This window comes from Paenibacillus sp. FSL H8-0175 (genome assembly GCF_045040615.1).
GTDB classification, from domain to species: Bacteria; Bacillota; Bacilli; order Paenibacillales; family Paenibacillaceae; genus Paenibacillus_AQ; species Paenibacillus_AQ odorifer.
On the sequence record NZ_CP150299.1, the window covers coordinates 2,567,099 to 2,585,030 of the forward strand.

Consider the following 17,932-nt stretch of genomic DNA (forward strand, 5'->3'; position numbering starts at 1 on the left):
TATTTTTAGCTGCTTGGAAAAATACTCTAAATAACAGCAATCGAGAGAAAGAGAGGGAGCTTGTCTTCATAATAAACTTGGCAAAGGAATCCCTTGAAGCACATAGGATTGTGGTGTTTTTTTGAATCTGATTACTGTTATGTATTAAGAAGTTCAGGTGATGAAAAAATCCAGGTTTGTCCACATTGATTGTAATCGTTATCATTACGTGGCATGTTATCTACCGTGCTTGACGTCAGTAGAAGGGCTTTGTTATGGTTTTTATAGTCAAACGCAAGCCGAAATAGCTTTTTGTAGAATATGCAGAAGGTTTTGCGTAAGATATTCTAACCAAACATAATACGAGGGAGATGGTTGATTGTGATCAAAGGAATTATTTTTGATTTTGACGGAACGATTATCGACACGGAGACTGCTTGGTACACCGCATTTAACGAGGCTTATGCAGAATATGGAGTGGATCTGACGCTTGAACAATATTCCACCTGCATCGGCACGAGCTTGAACAGTTTTAATCCTTATGAATATTTAATGACTGATCTTAAGCTAGCGATTGACAAAGAAGAGTTCAGTAAGGCTGTTAAACAGAGACACAGCAAACTTATGGAGCTTGAAACAATACGACCAGGCATTCAGCATTATCTTGATTCCGCCAAAGCAGCTGGACTGCGCGTAGGGCTGGCCTCAAGTTCTTCACTGGAATGGGTGGAAAAATATCTGAATCAATTGGGTATTCGCGAGTATTTCGAATGTGTTCGGACTGCCGACCATGTGGCAAAAGTGAAACCAGATCCCGAGCTATATAACCAAACGTTAGCTTGTCTTGGAATCACAGCTGATGAGGCGGTTGCTATCGAGGATTCACCGAATGGATCTAAGGCAGCGGCAGCAGCTGGCATCCGTTGCATTGTGACGCCTAACGAAATTACTAATTTTCTTGAATTCGATAAGCAGCACCATAAAATTGATAATCTAAGTCTTCTTGAATTTGATCATGTAGTTACTCAACGTTGCTTCGTATAGAGAAACCGAGAAACTAAGTTCAAATTAAAGGGGGATACCAAATTGAGAGCCGTACATTTTGGAGCAGGTAATATTGGCAGAGGTTTTATTGGGCCTATGTTGTCGGACTCCGGTTACAATGTTTGTTTCGTCGGAAGAAATAAGAGTAAAATTGCCCAATTGCAAAAACGTGGGCAATATCCTGTCACCCTAGCTAACAAGAACCGGGACAGCTTTATTGTTGATAATGTTACTGCAATCAATCTGAATGATACTGAGGACGTTACTAGAGCTATAGCAGAAGCTGAAATTGTGACAACTGCCGTCGGAATATCCGCTTTAAAAGATATTGCTGAGACCATTGCGCAGGGCATCGAACGAAGGCTTGAAAATAGCAGAAATCTCAACCCTCTTCATATCATTGCCTGTGAGAATGGGATTGGAAGCAGTCAGAAGTTGAAAAAATCAGTTTATCGGCATATGAAGCAATCCTTCAAGGAACTTGCCGACCGCAATGTCGCTTTTCCCAATGCGATGGTGGACCGGATTGTACCTATGCAGAAAAATACAGATTCACTTGAAATCCTCGTTGAACCCTTCAGTGAGTGGGTTATTCCCCGCAGTGGAATGATTGGTAATTACAATGAAATTAAAGGCGTCCATTATGTGGATTCGCTGGCGCCATACCTCGAACGGAAGCTATATACTGTGAATACAGGTCATTGCAGTGCAGCCTATTTTGGATACCTGGAAGGTTATACTAGCATTCAAGAAGCGATGTCTGATCCCGAAATCAGAGTTCGTGTTCACGGGGTGCTTAAGGAAACAGGGGCCTTATTGGTGCATTTATATGGCTTCAAGCCCATAGAACATGACCGGTATATAGAAAAGATGATGGAGAGATTCACTAACCCCAACTTTAACGATAAAATTACACGTGTCGCCCGCTCGCCGCTTCGCAAGCTTTCACCTAATGATCGGCTCGTAAAACCGGCAATGCTTGCTCATGAACTTGGTTTTGAGACCTCACATTTAGTCTCAGCTATTGCTTCTGCACTTTATTTTGATCATGAAAAAGATCCAGAAGCCTTACAGCTTCAAGCGGACATCCGAAACCACGGGCTAAGTGAAGTCATTGCTGCACAACTAAAAATCCCCACGGAGCATCCGCTTCATGGTCGCATTATTTTGGAGTCCAACAAATTACGCGCGAGATATCCTCATAGGACTAGAATGAAGACAGTAAACGTCAGGGTACCCTACTTTTAATATAAAACGATGGTTATAAAACTATAAAAGAGTGTTCTCTGCTGGATGGGCAAGAACACTCTTTTTATAGGTTACGAAGTTCTGTAAGTGTCCCTAATCCAATTCAATCCGCAGAACAACCGGAGTATCACTGCGAACCGAGGTCGTTTTTATAACCAAGGCTTCATCGGTTCTTTCCCATGCAGGTTGTTCCTCAAAACCTAAGATTTTGATCTGTTTAATCATCCCATGGAAGTGCGCAGCGTTTTCTTTAAGGGATTTGATTTGCACTATACCGTTGTTTGGATAGACAAGAACAGTAGCGTAAAGATAACTGCCTTTTACCGTAAAGCGGATATCTTCATTAGTGAAAATTTTCGTGATCCCATCTGTAAACTGACCTTCAACGATCTCTGTAGGGCCTTCCCCGAAGGTGCGCCAGTAGGTCGTATCATAGATTGCTTCACCATTCACCTTTAGCCATTCTCCGATGCCAAGCAGAATTTCCTGATCCTGAGCTGGTATGCTGCCGTCCGCTTTAGGACCTATATTCAGCAGCAAGTTGCCGTTTTTGCTTACGATATCTATTAGATCTCTGATAATTTCTACGGCAGATTTATAATCATTTTCCGGAGTATAACACCATGAATTTTTAGCAACTGCTGTATCCGTTTGCCAGAAATAAGGTTTAAGCCCGGAGAAATGACCTCTCTCAATATCTGGGATTGCTGAGCCAAACATGAAGGCATCATGCTTATAATTGATTGCAACCGGAGTTCCCCATTCCTCTCCCTTATTGTAATAGTAAGCGGCGAACTTTTTGAGATAGGGTTTGAAGGCAGCTGTATGAATCCACCAGTCAAAGTAAAAGATTTTCGGCTGATAATTGTCTACCAGCTCGCAGCAGCGAATCAACCAATCCTCCAGAAATTCTTGATTAGGTGGGGAGCCGAATAAATCGTGATGATCGGGTTCGGGCATAGATGGCCAATAGAAATCTCCACATACAAGCGGTTCATGGATATCGGAATCAAATTCCTTGCCATGAGACAGGAAGAACCAGTGCTCAGCCCTATGGGAAGATACACAAAACTCTAATCCCTGCTGCTCAAAAGCGTCTTTCATTTCCCCGACTAAATCCCGCTTAGGACCCATCTCATATGTGTTATAGTGAGAGTAAGCGCTCTTATACATTTGAAAGCCGTCATGGTGCTCTGCAACAGGCATCACGTATTTGGCACCAGATAATTTGAAGAGATTGGCCCATTCCTCAGCATTGAAATGCTCAGCCTTGAACAAGGGGATGAAATCTTTATAACCAAAGGTTTTATGCTCGCCATAGGTAGCAAGATGATGTTCATATTCCCGTGAACCCTGGATATACATATTTCGGGGATACCACTCATTGGCGAAAGCCGGAATAGAATAAAGGCCCCAATGAATGAAAATACCAAACTTAGCGTTCTCATACCACATAGGCACTTGAAATTGACTTAGTGAATCCCAATCGGCTTTGAATCTTCCAGTTGCGATCGTATCTTCGATTACTTTTAAATATTTGTTTTTATCCACCATTTTGCAATCATCCTTTCAAACGTTTATTTCTACTTCATTGTAGTGATTGGAGGTGGAAATCAAAATGTAGGACATTAACTTTTAGATGTACAAAACTAACCTGATAAGGCGGAGTAAGGGATGGATAACCATGTTTTGCTTACAAATTATTTATCCAATTTAAAGGTTGATTTATTTATGGCTGATTACAATCTTTGTGGCCGTGACTGGAGAGATCTTGACTACACACCTGACTATAGTAAATTTTATTTTATTTGCGATGGGGAGGGTTGGTTAAAGATTGGGGATCGAGAATATTATCCGAAGCCTGGTCAGCTTTTTTTGATGCCTGAGGGAGTTAAGCAATCTTATTCTTGCATAAGTGATCAACCCTTTGAGAAGTATTGGTGCCATTTCAGCGCAAAAGTCGGAGACATTAATCTATTCAAAATGTTAGAGTTAAGTCATGTATGCAGAGAAGTAGATCCTCATGTAATCCAAAAGATTTTCAGCAGCCTAACGAGTCATATGAAATCTGATGCGGTGTATGCTCATTTATTAGCCAAAAGTAAGTTAATGGAGTTATTTTCTTATTTTATTATGAACATAGAAGTAGACGAAATCACCTTTAAGAATCTGAGCTCGATCGAAAAATTAACGAAAGTATTAACGTACATAGACGCTCATATCGAGCGAAATATCACCATACACGAGCTTGCCGAGATTGCGTACATGCATCCCAACTATTTTATCCGGCTATTTAAACAGCAAATCGGAGTTCCACCCATTCAGTATATCACCAGAAAAAAGATAACTAAGGCCAAGGAGCTATTGAGGGGGACGCAAAGTTCTGTCGGTGAGATTGCCCATGATCTTGGTTTTAGCGATCTCTATTATTTCTCCAAACAGTTCAAAAAAAATGTAGGTTTAAGCCCTTCGGAATTCAGACAAGGAACAGTAGCTGTGAAATAAATAGAAGAAGGCCGTCCTGTGTGGTAGAAACCAACCAGAGACGGCCTTTTTTATAAGTGGAAGAGATTAGAGCAGTGAGACAGTGAAACGGAAGATGTACGGGCGATTAGCCGGCAGAGTGAACTCTTCGTGGGTTGGTGCGCCCCAGCTGTCGTCCCCGCCAACACCCATTTGCTTGTAGTTGACTCTCAGTACGCTTTTGTTTGAGACTGGCAATTTATAGACGTGGTCATGGGCTTCCAGTTCCTCAGGCTTCCAAGGCAGGGCATTAATTTCGATAGGGTTTGCACTTTCAAAATAGAACCCTGATCCATCGTTGCCCTCTGTAATTGAAGCGAATCTGACATCAGTCTTGTTGCCGCACTCTTGAGGTTTGAGATAAGGCGTGAATTGATCACTGACCTTACCTGTGTAACGTCCAAGTGGGGCTCCGGTTTGCCGATCCCAATAATTCTCATGAGGTCCGCGGCCGTACCAAGACAGGGTATCAAGACTTCCATCTAGAACGAACATCATTCCGAACTCAGGGATTTCCGGCAGTTCGCTGCTGCCTGGACTCAGCTCTTGCGTGATCTCTAAAGTCCCGTCAGCGCGAATCACATACTGGACCCGAAGCGTGGAATCCGGACTTGTAGCCAGAAGGTAGCTGGCATAGACGAAACAGAGAGAGCCTTCGGTTCTAAATGTAAAGCTGATTAAGTGTTGTTTATGCGATGCCTGCTTCCATACTGCACACCGCTGTGGCAATTTATTGCCACAATCATTATCTGTGACTGCTCTCCAGAAGTTAGGTCTTACAGGCTCAAGCAGACGTTCTTTGCCTGAGGAACGATAAGAGTTCAGAGCACCCATAGTGGTACTAAAGCTCAGTTCGAAATTATCACCTTGTACGTTCAAAACATTCTCAAGCTCGCTGACACGCAGTGTTTCTGCGGTTGTCTTTGAGGTACTGGTTACGAAACGAGGTGACAGAATGAACTGTTCCCAAGCGATTTCGTGATTGGCTTCTGCCCATATAGTTGCTGAAGGCTGAATAAAGGAAAGATTCAGAACTGCTTCATGATTGCCACGCAGTGAATCCAACTCGTAAGGAACTTTGCATGAAATGCTCTCACCTGGTGCACATGAGATCTTCAGCAAGCCTTCTTGCGCAGTTACTCCGTCTAAACGAACTTCCCATTTGAGATCGTATTCCTTTAAGTTGGTAAATAAGAAGGAATTTCGAATCTGGAAGAGTCCTTCTAGGATATTTTCAGCCGTTACTTTAATATTCTGATAACATTTTTTGACCTCAAAGAGCTTAGGAGTAACCGTACGATCAGCAAAAAGTAATCCGTTGCCACTAAAATTGCCGTCATGAGGCGATTCACCAAAGTCCCCGCCATAAGCGAGATATTCAATTCCTTCGGAGGTGTGGGTCCGAATGGCTTGATCTACCCAATCCCAAATGAATGCACCTTGAACAATGTCATATTTGTCGAACAAGTCACAGTATAAGTGCAGCCCACCGCATGAATTGCCCATGGCATGACTGTATTCACAGAGGATATAAGGCTTCTTAGGATTATTAAGCGCATATTTTTCAACATCCTGCGGTTTAATGTACATAGTAGATTCTATGTCACTTGCTGCTTCCGATTCTCTACAGTGAAAGATTCCCTCATAATGAACCGGCCGCGAAGGATCGATTTCTCTCAGGTAGTCGTGCATAGCGATAAAATTGTCGCCTCCGAAAGATTCATTGCCGAGAGACCATATGATGACTGAAGGGTGGTTTTTATCCCTTTGCATCATGGAGTTGCAGCGGTCAATGACATTGGCCCGCCATTCCGGTTTGCTTCCAGGGACATTCCCGTCATTCAACCCTTCTTGGCTGTATGCCCAGGTGCCGTGAGTTTCCAGATTAGTTTCGTCAATCACATATAATCCGTATTCATCACATAACTCGTACCAGATAGACTGATTCGGGTAATGGGAGGTTCGAACAGCATTAATATTATGTGTTTTCATTAATTGGATGTCGCGCAGCATATCTTCTTTGGCTAAAGCACGACCTGTGTCGCAAGAGAATTCGTGGCGATTGACACCTTTGAGTACGATTCTTTTGCCATTGATCTTCATAAGTCCGTCTTTAATCTCAAACTTGCGGAATCCAACCTTACAGCTGACCGTTTCTTGTGTATGCCCGTTGCCGTCATTTATAGACAGAACTAAGGTATAAAGATAAGGGGTTTCAGCACTCCATTTAAAAGGCTGCTCAACCGGGGCAGCAAGCTTGAGTTGTTGAACGCCTTCTTGCTCAAAGGAACCAGTAGCGGAGATAGGAGTCTCCCAAACAGGCTGGCCCTCTTTATTGTAAAGCTGCATTTGCAGTGTATATGGGCTTTGCTCGTTAAAGTAATTTTCCACCTTGATATCTACATTTAAATCCGCATGTACGAAGTTTTCATCCAGATCTGTGTGGACGAAATAATCAGCAATATGAACGGAAGGAGCCGAATAAAGATAGACTTCCCGAAAAATACCGCTCAGGCGCCAGAAATCCTGATCCTCTAGCCAGCTGGCATCACACCAACGATAAACCTCGACAGCTAGTTTGTTGTCCCCTGCCACTAAATATGGGGTGATATCGAATTCTGATGGAGTAAATGTATCTTCACAGTACCCGACAAGTTCACCGTTTACCCATACGTAGAAAGCGGATTCAACACCCTGAAAGCTTAGGTACACCGGTTGACCGTTCCAAGACTCAGGTACAGTAAAGGTTCGTAGATAAGAGCCTACTGGATTATATTTTGTTGGGGCAAAGGGGGCTTTAAGCTCTGGCTCGGATTCCGCCCAAGGATACCGGAGATTTGTATATTGTGGGTAGTCATAATCTTGGAACTGCCAGTGGGACGGTACAGGAATTGTATCCCAAGTACTGCAATCAAAATCGGTTTTATAGAAATCCACAATTCGTTGATCCGGTGTTTCGGAAAAAGCGAATTTCCAAAGCCCATTGAGGGTTTGGTAGAAAGGTGAGGTTTCTTTATCGTTAGTTAGCGCTTGGGATAAGCTACGGTAAGGGATCATGGAGGCATGTGCATCCAATCGATTCAATTCAAAAGTCTCTGGGTTGTTATTCCATTCCGGATAACCGTTAGCAGGTGGCTGGTAGACAAACTTTGCTCGCATGAGTTGATCTCCTTTATAATCATTGTAATGTTATTATATTCATATTATAAGTTGAAGTAATGTTAGGATAAATAAAAGAATTTTAGTCCCAGATAACAAAATATGAAACGAGGACTTTTTATGGAGAGCAAAATTATTTTTTGCCAAACAGAAGATGTAATCATGCTGCCGCTTTATGCTACAACCCTTGGATTTTGGGAGCATCAGCCAGAAACTATACGTCCTGCAGGCTTTCCAGACTATCAAATACATCAGATTCACGAAGGCAAGGGTGAGCTTATCATTCATGAGAACCGATATCTCGTGGGTCCAGGGGATGTGTTCTTTTTGTTCCCGGATATTCCTCATTCGTATGCCCCTATCAGTGGGAAGGAATGGAAGGTATCATGGGTCTCGTTCAATGGCAGAGAGGTTGGTCAAATGCTGCTCTATGCGGGCATCCGCGAGTCTGGTCCTGCTAGATTAAAAGAAGATCAATGGCTCAATCCTCTAAAGCAAATCCTTATGCTGCCAGATAGCAATGAGCTGGAGACTAATTTGGCACGATCTAAACATCTTTATGCATTGCTTCTGGATTTAAAAAGAAAGCTAGTATCGCCTCTGAATGAGGCACATGAATTGGAGCGAATTAAGCCGGTGCTGCGTTATATTGAGAGCAATCTGCATAGGACGCTTCCTTTAAAGGAGCTGGCGGAGATTATTTCTGTATCGCCACAGTATTTATGCAGGCTTTTTCAAAAAACAATTCATGATCGACCTGTAACCTATATCAATAAGCAACGTATCAATTTGAGTAAACAGCTTATGTTTAATGGACGCGATAAAAAAATGTATGAAATTGCCCAGCTAGTGGGTTTTGATAATGCTAGTTACTTTTGTTTGGTGTTTAAAAGATTGACAGGGATGAGTCCTGAGCAATTTAAGCAGCTGCATGGTTTGGATTAGATAAACGCTTACTTGTTACCGTCTAGCACAACATGATATAGTTTACTTGAGTTCCTGCGATGTTTTTTTTGCGGCTTAGCCCATACTTTTACTGCCACAAGAATTCAATACATAGAACCAAATTAACGATCTGAAATGACGAAAAGCATCAGGAAGGAGACATCATTTTGAATGAGAAGCTAAAGCAAGCCTATGAGCGTTTGAACTTGCCTGAAGACGTTACCCGGGAGGAATTGAACAAAAGGTTAGATATGCATTTGAAACGCCGTCGATCGAATTCGACTGAAGATGAGGTTGCAGCTTATGAAGAGGAATTCCGCGCTTACAAAACCATCCTAGATGGCTTGGATCAGAAGGAGATTCAGGAAGCAGAGGACAAGCGGCTGGAGAAGTGGGGAGCCATGTCCGGCGTAGCACGTAAATCGGAGAATTTCTTTCGCCTCTACAAAACGCACACTATTATTTCTATTATCGTGCTGCTGGTAGTTATCTTTGGAGGGAAAGCGCTCTATGATCAATGGCAGGAAAGAAAATATGAAGCTACGCTCCCACCGGTAGATGTTCGAATCATGTTCCTAGGCAACTATGAATCTCAGGACTCGTCAGGTAAGAATGAAGAGCTAAAACAAGAAATCATCAAACGTTACCCGGCTTGGAAGAGAGTGGAGGCAGAAATCGTTTATCTACCCTCAACAGGTGGGACGGACGGTGGAGCCTTGGATATGAGCTATATGCAGCGGGCTATGGCGATGCTGGCAGCCGATCATCCGGATATCCTGATTATGGATGATGCTACTTTTGAATGGATTGGCCAGCAGTCGGGACTGCAAAATCTGGAGTCGTTTATTAAATCCGCAGGACTTCCTCTTGATGATAACCGTCTGAAACGTATGACTAACCCGGAGAGTGGTCAAGAGCTGATTACTGGCATAGATATCACAGATACGGATTTTGCTACAGAACTCCCTATCCATTCAAATCAGATGATCGTCGGAACGTTAGGACAAGATGACAGTAAGACTAAATCAACTGATTTTGTTGAGTTTTTACTTAAACAGATCACTAATCAATAAATTAATAGGGCCGATGTTGTATGGATGTTCATACGACATCGGCCTTTTTATGATCTGTAGAGCTTGCGGTACGCGATGGGTGTCTGGCCGACTATTTTTTTGAATACAGCGTTAAAGGAGTCGATGTCACGGTAACCCACTAGCTCGGCAATCATATTAATTTTATGTCCAGAAGTACGCAGCAATTCACAGCTTTTATGCATTCGCAGATTCTTCAAGTAGGTCCCAAAGGACTGGCCAGTATGCTTGTGGAACATGCGCTGAAGATGCCTGCTGCTCCACTGTGAAATACGGGCTAATTCGGCAAGTGTAATCTTTTCCGACAGATTATGCTCTAGGTATTGAATGACTTGCGTGAAGTCTGCCATATCCATCGTAGATTTGTCATCTTCTCCGTATTTTTGCCTGTACACTGCTATGATTAATTGACTTAAGAGGGTGTAAAGCATTGTTTTGGAGCCCATACCGGATACCGACATTTCATGATATAAATTCAGCATTAAGCGCTCAATAGAGCCATCTCGATCTGAGACGGAAAAGTAAGATGAGCTGCTACTCCCAAGAGTGGCTAGGTGCTCCCGGATAGATGGCTCTTGAAGGACGATATTTAATTGCTCCACCATTTGCATATCAAAAAGGCAGTTATAGACGATCAGGCGATTCCCTAAAGTATCAGAAGATGCTGGACGGAACACATGGGGGGCACCTACAGGAATCACGAACAGCATTCCTTTTCTAACGGGAAAGATCTCATTTTCAAGGTGATGAAAACCTCTTCCTTCAGCTACATAGCAATACTCAATAAATTCATGAGCATGAAAAGGGGCATGGAAGTTCTCTGAATAGCGGTTAACGAGCAGATGCAGATCGTTTTGAAAAAAAATTTCATTTTTGAACAACTCGGTGGTTCGTTGCATATTGAATTCCCCCTTCCAGATTCATGGCATGATTGCAGGGATATGATGTCCTTTTTACCGGGTGATGAAAGCGGTAACCCAGCTATAATTATAGGGCAAAGACTAATTTGTCGCTATAGAAGGAGGTTTTTATCTATATGTTCGCAATGACTAAGCTTCGTTGTGAGTACAAAGAAAATCCGCTAGGAATTGATGTGATCAGACCCAGAATCAGTTGGCAGTTAGTTTCAGATGACAGGGACTGCATGCAGTCTGCTTATCAAATTCAAGTGGCGGAGAATATGCTTTTTCAAGGCAAGCTATGGGATACAGAGGAAGTAAAGTCTTCTCAATCGATCCATGTTGAGCTTGAAGGTCTGCTGCTGGAAGCTCGCACGCGTTATTATTATCGGGTTCGGGCATGGAATCAGAATGCAATAGACTCGGGTTGGTCTGAGGTTGCATTTTTTGAAACCGGACTATTAGATGCAGGGAATTGGCAGGCGGAGTGGATCAGCGCTCCTACAGCCTCTTTTTCACAAGATTCTGAGATTTGCCCACAGCTTCGTACATTCGTGGATGTAAAAGGTCCAGTGGAAAGTGCAAGGATTTATGCTACTGCTTTGGGCTTGTATGAACTGCAGCTGAACGGAAGTCGGGTGGGAGATCATTATTTTACTCCAGGCTGGACCAGTTACAGTAAGCGGCTGCAATATCAAACTTATGATGTCACAAAGCTTCTGCATGAAGGTGCGAATGCGTTAGGCGCACTGTTGGGCAATGGCTGGTACAGAGGGTATTTGGGCTGGGATAATCAAAAGGAGATTTATGGATCAAAGACTTCACTTCTGCTGGAGCTTCATATCCGGTACGCAGACGGTTCAAATGAGCTTATTAGCTCAGATCAGAATTGGCAGGCTGCAAAAAGCGCAATTATGATGTCTGAAATTTATAATGGTGAAACCTATGATGCTCGGCTGGAGCTGGATATCACCGATCCTTCATCAGAAGGTTGGCATCCAGTGGAGATTATTAATTATTCCAAAGCGATCATCGTTGCCCAGGAAAATGTGCCAGTGACACAAGTTGAAACCTTGAAGCCGATTGCACTGCTGACTACCCCGCAGGGAGATAGAGTGCTGGACATGGGCCAGAACATGGTAGGGTGGTTAAAATTTAATGTAAAAGGTCAATCTGGTCAGGCGGTAGAACTTCAGCATGCTGAAATATTAGACCGGGACGGAAATTTCTACACGGAGAATATGCGTAAAGCGAAACAGTGCATCCGCTATACTCTGAAAGGTGGAGAGCAAGAGGCGTATGAACCGCATTTCACCTTCCAAGGCTTTCGGTATGTGAAGCTTAGTGGGTTCTCAGCAGATCTTCAACTAGAGGATTTAACAGGAATTGTGATGCACTCTAATATGGAACGTACGGGTGATTTTCAGTGCTCAGATCCACTTGTGAATCAACTGCATCACAATATCCTGTGGGGGCAAAAAGGGAATTTCCTCGATGTGCCCACTGATTGTCCACAGCGTGATGAGCGGCTCGGCTGGACGGGGGATGCTCAGATGTTTGTCCGAACAGCCTCCTATTTGATGAATACGGCACCTTTCTTTACGAAATGGTTACGGGATTTGAAGGCAGACCAAACCCCTGAGGGCGGCATTCCGTTTTTTATTCCAGAGCTGAGAGCAGCGCCTCCTGGCGACGGAGATACTAACCATTCTTCTGCAGCCTGGGGGGATGCAGCTACGATCTGTCCATGGACAATCTATGAAATGTACGGCGACAAAAGGCTGCTTGCAGAGCAATACGAGAGCATGAAGCAATGGATTTCATATATCTATGCACAGGGAAGTAACCCTTATCTGTGGAATACTGGCTTTCATTTCGGCGATTGGCTAGCGCTTGATTCCAAGCCAGACAGCTATGTGGGAGCTACAGATCGGGATTATGTCGCCACCGCTTTTTATGCCTATTCCGTTTCTCTTACTTTAAAAGCGGCAATAGCCTTAGAAAAATCGGAGGACGTGGACTATTATAGTGAGCTGCACGCCAAAATTATAAAAGCATTCAGTAATGAGTTCATAACACCTGCGGGAAGGTTGTCCGTCTCTACCCAGACTGCACAGATATTAGCCCTACGTTTCGATCTTATAGAAGGGGTCGCCAAAGAACGTGCAATTCAGAAGCTAACTGAGCTGATTGCTGAAGCTAAGGATCATCTGACTACTGGATTCGTGGGCACACCATATCTGAATCCTGTGCTCAGCGAGATTGGAAATAATGAACTCGCGTATAAGCTTCTTTTTCAAAAGGATTATCCATCCTGGCTGTATCAGGTGACGAAAGGTGCGACTACGATTTGGGAGCATTGGGATGGGATCAAGGAGGACGGCAGCTTCTGGAGTGCAGATATGAATTCCTTCAATCATTACGCCTATGGCGCAATAGGTGAATGGTTGTATCGTTACGTTGCAGGAATCGGAACTGATGAGTTGGAGCCTGGTTTCAAAATCGTTCATATCAAGCCACAGCCTGGCCCCGGTCTGGATTACGCAGAAGCTAGTCTTGAAACCATGTACGGAAAAGTAGAGTCAGCGTGGCGGCGATCAGAGGATGATGGAATGATGATTCACGTTACGATTCCTGCCAATACCAACGGTATTGTCGTTCTGCCTGGAGCCAATCAACTAGGGTTATTAGAAAATGAAGTTCCTGTGGAGCAGTCCAGAGGCGTGCACAGCATCAGCTTGGTCGATAACGGAGTGAGACTTCAATTAGGTTCGGGCAGCTATCAATTTACGTATTCTTTATAACCTTTACTAGGGGGCTTCCTAGTGTGAACTGACATCGAGGGGTATTCGGTGTCAGTTTTTCGTTTTCGAATTGACGAATGTAGAGAGGAGTTATTATAATGATTTATATTGATATGAACTAAGTAATATAAATATAAATTAAATTTGGATTCACAAGGAGGAAGACAAAAGAATGAAGACAGAAGGAAAATTGACGATACATACGCAGCAGCGGGGGGCGGAGTTAGGCGATCTATTCGGTATCTTTTTCGAGGATTTGAATCATGCGGCCGATGGTGGGCTTTACGCTGAACTAGTTCAGAACCGATCTTTTGAATTCGACCCGATTGACCGGGCAGATTATCATGCGCTGATGGCTTGGGAGCCTGTAGAACGTGGAGATGGAAAGGTAAATATCTCTGTAGAAGACAGCAAGCCCTTAAATGATCGTAACCAACATTATGTTGCCATCGATATTGTGGCTGAAGGTGACGGCGTTGGCCTGATGAATCTAGGCTTTAACAGTGGTATTCCGGTAAAAGAAGGCGAGAATTATAACTTCTCAGTGTATGCCCGCCGGGAGACAAGCTTTGATGTGCCGCTTACCGTAAACATCGAAAGCACAGACGGCACCATTCTTGGTGAAGCGAAAATAGCCGTAAGCAGCTCTGAATGGACCCGATATGAAGCCGTTATTACAGCTAATAGCACGGACACAAGCAGTCGTCTTGTAATCGTTACCAAAGGTAACGGGAAGGTATATCTGGATATGGTTTCCCTGTTTCCTGAGAAGACCTTTAAGAATAGACCCGGAGGCATGCGTGAAGATATTTCGCTGCTGCTCGCTGATTTAAAACCTAAATTTATGCGGTTCCCAGGAGGATGTCTGGTGCATGACGGTTCCTTGGATCCAGATGACAGAGACTCCATGTACAGATGGAAGAATACGATTGGGGATGTTGCACAAAGACCGGCAAGACGCAATAACTGGTCATATAATCAGACGCTTGGGTTAGGTTATTATGAATATTTTCAGTTCTGTGAGGATATTGGAGCTAAGCCGATCCCCGTTCTTCCGGGCGGCTACGACCCGCATCATAAACGGATGGTACCGCTGGATGAATTAACGCCTTGGATTGAGGATGCTTTGGATTTAATTGAATTCGCCAAGGGGGATTCTTCCACGAAGTGGGGAGGCATTCGTGCAGAACTGGGTCACCCTGAGCCTTTTGGGCTGGAGTATGTCGGCATTGGGAATGAAGAGGTAGGTGCACCCTTTTTCGAGAGATATCCTTACTTTCATCAAGCCATCAAAGCAAAATATCCGGAAATCAAGGTCATTAACTCTAGCGGTCCGTTCTCTGCCGGCCAGGAATATGAACGGGGCTGGACGTCGGCAAAAGAGAACAAGTCTGACCTCGTAGACGAGCATTATTACTGTACACCTGAATGGTTCCTGGCTAATCATCATCGTTATGATGACTTCAAAGCCGATGAGCCAAAGGTATTCCTCGGTGAATATGCTTCATGGGGCAATACCTATTACAATGCATTGGTGGAAGCAGCATTTATGACAGGTCTGCAAAATAATGCGCATGCCGTTGGCTTAGCTTGTTATGCTCCAATGCTCTGCAATGTGGATTATATTAACTGGAAGCCGGATATGATCTGGTTCAATAATCATGAAGTGTACGGAACGGCAAACTATTATGTGCAAAAGCTATTTATGAACCATCAGGGAGATCATTTGCTGAAGATGGAAGCAGATGGCTTCACGGCACCGAAGGAAAGCAGAAAGGAAGCGATCACTGGAGCCGTCAGTTTCGGTGTGGATGCCTCTGCTGCTCGTTTCTCCGAGATCACCTTAGTCAACAATCTTACGGGAGAAGTGAAGACGTATTCTGACTTATCAGAGGAAGTTTCAAATCTGCCTGACCCTGCTCAGAACAAAACGGCTAATCGGACACTAGAGCTTGGTGAGACAGAGTGGGAAAACTATACTTTGCATTTTAAGGCTAGACGAACCGCAGGAAATAAAGGGTTTATCTTCTATTTTGGTAAAGCGGATGATCAGAATCATTTGTACTGGGAGCTGGGTGGCTGGCAGAATCAGGATTCGATTGTGGCCTCAATTATCAACGGAAGAAATTCTGTTCTGACGCATGCTATGTTTACGGTTGAAACAGATGTAGAATACGATCTTAAGCTAGAAGTAGTGGGCAGACAGATCCGTACTTTTATTAACGGAGAACTGGTGAATGAGACAGAAGATAAACTTCCGGTCATCGAACCGCTGTATTACACGGCAAGTGTGGAAGATTTAACGGGGGATATTATCCTCAAGACTGTAAACGTACAAGAGAACAGCGTTTCTGCTGAGGTTGTACTGGAATCTTTGGCAAAAGAAGCACTGACCATCGAAGTCTATGAAATGTCGGGATACCCGCTTGAGGACGAAAATAACTTCGAGAATAAGCAGCAGGTCTCTCCGAAACAAACCAGCTTTAAGACAGAAGGAAGCAGCTTTAGTTATGAGTTTCCGAAGCAATCCGTGACAATTTTCAGAATAAAATAACGAAGACGCCCCCATGAATCGATGGCTTATTAAAGATTCATGGGGGCATTTCTATGACTATTACAAGTTAGCTTAGCCGTTCACCCGCAGACGAATCACATTCCAGGAAGCTTTTGCGAGAAGGGCTTTTACATGTCCACTCTCAACAACGGCTTTGCCTTGGCTAGGCATCACGTTATGAGGATTGGATTTGGTATTTACAGCTTTTATATCTTCATGTTCCAGTACAATATGTTCAATAATGTTTACGGAACTGAAGCTGCGCAGATCCACGTCGAGCTCTAGTCCTTCGGATAAATGGCGGTTTACAGCGAAGACGGTTACTTCATTCAGCTCTTCGTTGTATACACTAATGGCTTCCAAGTAAGGCACATCAGTGAAATCTTTGGAATCGTATTTAGGGCTGGAAATCAGCGGGTGAAGTACGGTTCCACGACCATAAAGGGAAGCATGCAGGTACGGATAATAAGTAGTCTGCAGCCAAAGCGGTCCGCCATTTTCAGTCATAATTGGGGCGATTACATTGATCAGCTGCGCTAAGCAGGCCATTTTCACACGATCAGCATGCTTCAACAATGAAATAAGACAGCAGCCCACAACAAGTGCATCTTCAAGAGTGTACACATCTTCGAATTCTGGCGGTGCGATCTGCCAATGTTGTTCGGCACGGCTGCTGCCTTGTGATTTCCATACATTCCATTCATCGAGCGACAGATTAATTTTCTTTTTGCTCTTTTTCTTCGCTTGAACATAATCACAGGTGGCAGCCACACTGCTGATGAAATGATCCAAATCCATAGAGCGGGCTAGGAAGTTAGGCGTGTCGTCATTGTTGTTATTGTAGTACGTATGCAGTGATAAATAGTCCACATTATCATAAGAAAGATCAAGCACGGTAGCTTCCCACTCGGCAAAAGTGTCCATGCCGCTGCCGGAGCTGCCACAAGCCACAAGCTCAAGCGTTGGATCGACCCAGCGCATAGCTTTTGCAGTTTCGTTCGCTAACCGTCCATATTCGACCGCGGTTTTAGCTCCAATCTGCCACGGACCATCCATTTCATTTCCGAGGCACCAGGTCTTAAAAGCGTGAGGCTCTTTATACCCATGAGAGATCCGCAGGTCACTGTAGTAGGAGCCGGAAGGATGATTGCAGTACTCTACTAGATTTCTAGCTGCATCGATGCCGCGTGTTCCAAGGTTAACTGCCATCATGACTTCGCTGCCTACGAGCTTAGCCCAATCTGCAAATTCGTTGGTACCCACTTGATTGGTTTCCGTGGTCCACCAAGCTAATTCAAGAGATTGCTTGCGTTCGTGCTTGGGTCCAACCCCATCTTCCCAATTGTAACCGGATACAAAGTTGCCTCCAGGATAACGGATGATAGGAACGTTTAAGGCACGAATAGCTTCGATGGCATCGTTCCGAAAACCATTCTGATCCGCAGTAGGGTGACCCGGGTCATAAATGCCACCGTAAACTGCTCTTCCTAAATGTTCGATAAATGAGCCGTAAATCCGCGGGTCTACTTCAGCTAGTCTGAAATCTTTGTCAATAATCATTGTCGATTTAATCGGCATGAGTGTACAGCTCCCTCTAGTTGAATTAATGATTTCACTAATTAAGTAATTGTTTTATGATTACATGATACTGATTTTAGCTTATAATAAGCAATGAATTAATTTAGG

General features: G+C 43.8%; 11 protein-coding genes. 7 read left to right on the forward strand and 4 right to left on the reverse strand.

Annotation, left to right across the window (positions count from 1 at the left end; all coding sequences use genetic code 11):
- Positions 1-360 precede the first annotated feature (360 nt).
- Positions 361-1,023 (forward strand): HAD family phosphatase, encoded by a 663-nt coding sequence (locus MHH46_RS11000; RefSeq protein WP_076130591.1) that lies wholly within the window; start codon positions 361-363, stop codon positions 1,021-1,023.
- Between the two features lie 42 nt (positions 1,024-1,065).
- The gene (locus tag MHH46_RS11005; RefSeq protein WP_076193797.1) at positions 1,066-2,271 is read left to right on the forward strand and encodes a mannitol-1-phosphate 5-dehydrogenase; all 1,206 of its coding nucleotides are present in this window, start codon (positions 1,066-1,068) and stop codon (positions 2,269-2,271) included.
- Positions 2,272-2,364: 93 nt separating this feature from the next.
- Here the strand turns inward: MHH46_RS11005 and MHH46_RS11010 are convergent, their stop codons facing one another.
- Entirely contained in the window at positions 2,365-3,825 is a 1,461-nt protein-coding gene (locus MHH46_RS11010; RefSeq protein ID WP_076193799.1) for an alpha-L-fucosidase, read from the reverse strand.
- Between the two features lie 120 nt (positions 3,826-3,945).
- Between MHH46_RS11010 and MHH46_RS11015 the strand changes: the two genes are divergently transcribed.
- Complete coding sequence (locus tag MHH46_RS11015) at positions 3,946-4,776, forward strand: AraC family transcriptional regulator (RefSeq protein WP_076193801.1); 831 nt, start codon at positions 3,946-3,948, stop codon at positions 4,774-4,776.
- Positions 4,777-4,842: 66 nt separating this feature from the next.
- On the opposite strand, the gene MHH46_RS11020 is transcribed toward MHH46_RS11015, so the two are convergent.
- Positions 4,843-7,953: a glycoside hydrolase family 2 TIM barrel-domain containing protein gene (locus MHH46_RS11020; RefSeq protein ID WP_076193804.1), complete on the reverse strand. Its 3,111-nt coding sequence runs from the start codon at positions 7,951-7,953 to the stop codon at positions 4,843-4,845.
- Positions 7,954-8,073: 120 nt separating this feature from the next.
- Between MHH46_RS11020 and MHH46_RS11025 the strand changes: the two genes are divergently transcribed.
- Together MHH46_RS11025 and MHH46_RS11030 are read left to right on the forward strand one after the other, a co-directional pair.
- Positions 8,074-8,898, forward strand: coding sequence for an AraC family transcriptional regulator (locus MHH46_RS11025; RefSeq protein ID WP_076143215.1), 825 nt, complete (start codon positions 8,074-8,076; stop codon positions 8,896-8,898).
- Between the two features lie 167 nt (positions 8,899-9,065).
- Positions 9,066-9,971: a hypothetical protein gene (locus MHH46_RS11030; RefSeq protein WP_076130585.1), complete on the forward strand. Its 906-nt coding sequence runs from the start codon at positions 9,066-9,068 to the stop codon at positions 9,969-9,971.
- A gap of 47 nt (positions 9,972-10,018) precedes the next feature.
- Here the strand turns inward: MHH46_RS11030 and MHH46_RS11035 are convergent, their stop codons facing one another.
- Positions 10,019-10,888, reverse strand: a complete 870-nt coding sequence (locus MHH46_RS11035) for an AraC family transcriptional regulator (RefSeq protein WP_076130584.1) — start codon at positions 10,886-10,888, stop codon at positions 10,019-10,021.
- A 137-nt stretch (positions 10,889-11,025) separates the two neighbouring features.
- On the opposite strand from MHH46_RS11035, the gene MHH46_RS11040 reads away from it, so the two are divergent.
- Both MHH46_RS11040 and MHH46_RS11045 read left to right on the forward strand, forming a co-directional pair.
- Complete coding sequence (locus tag MHH46_RS11040; protein WP_076193806.1) at positions 11,026-13,692, forward strand: family 78 glycoside hydrolase catalytic domain; 2,667 nt, start codon at positions 11,026-11,028, stop codon at positions 13,690-13,692.
- A gap of 172 nt (positions 13,693-13,864) precedes the next feature.
- A complete protein-coding gene (locus tag MHH46_RS11045) occupies positions 13,865-16,246 on the forward strand; it encodes an alpha-L-arabinofuranosidase C-terminal domain-containing protein (RefSeq protein ID WP_076193808.1) in 2,382 nt (793 codons plus the stop codon).
- 72 nt (positions 16,247-16,318) lie between these two features.
- On the opposite strand, the gene MHH46_RS11050 is transcribed toward MHH46_RS11045, so the two are convergent.
- Complete coding sequence (locus MHH46_RS11050; RefSeq protein WP_076187265.1) at positions 16,319-17,824, reverse strand: alpha-N-arabinofuranosidase; 1,506 nt, start codon at positions 17,822-17,824, stop codon at positions 16,319-16,321.
- Positions 17,825-17,932 lie beyond the last annotated feature (108 nt).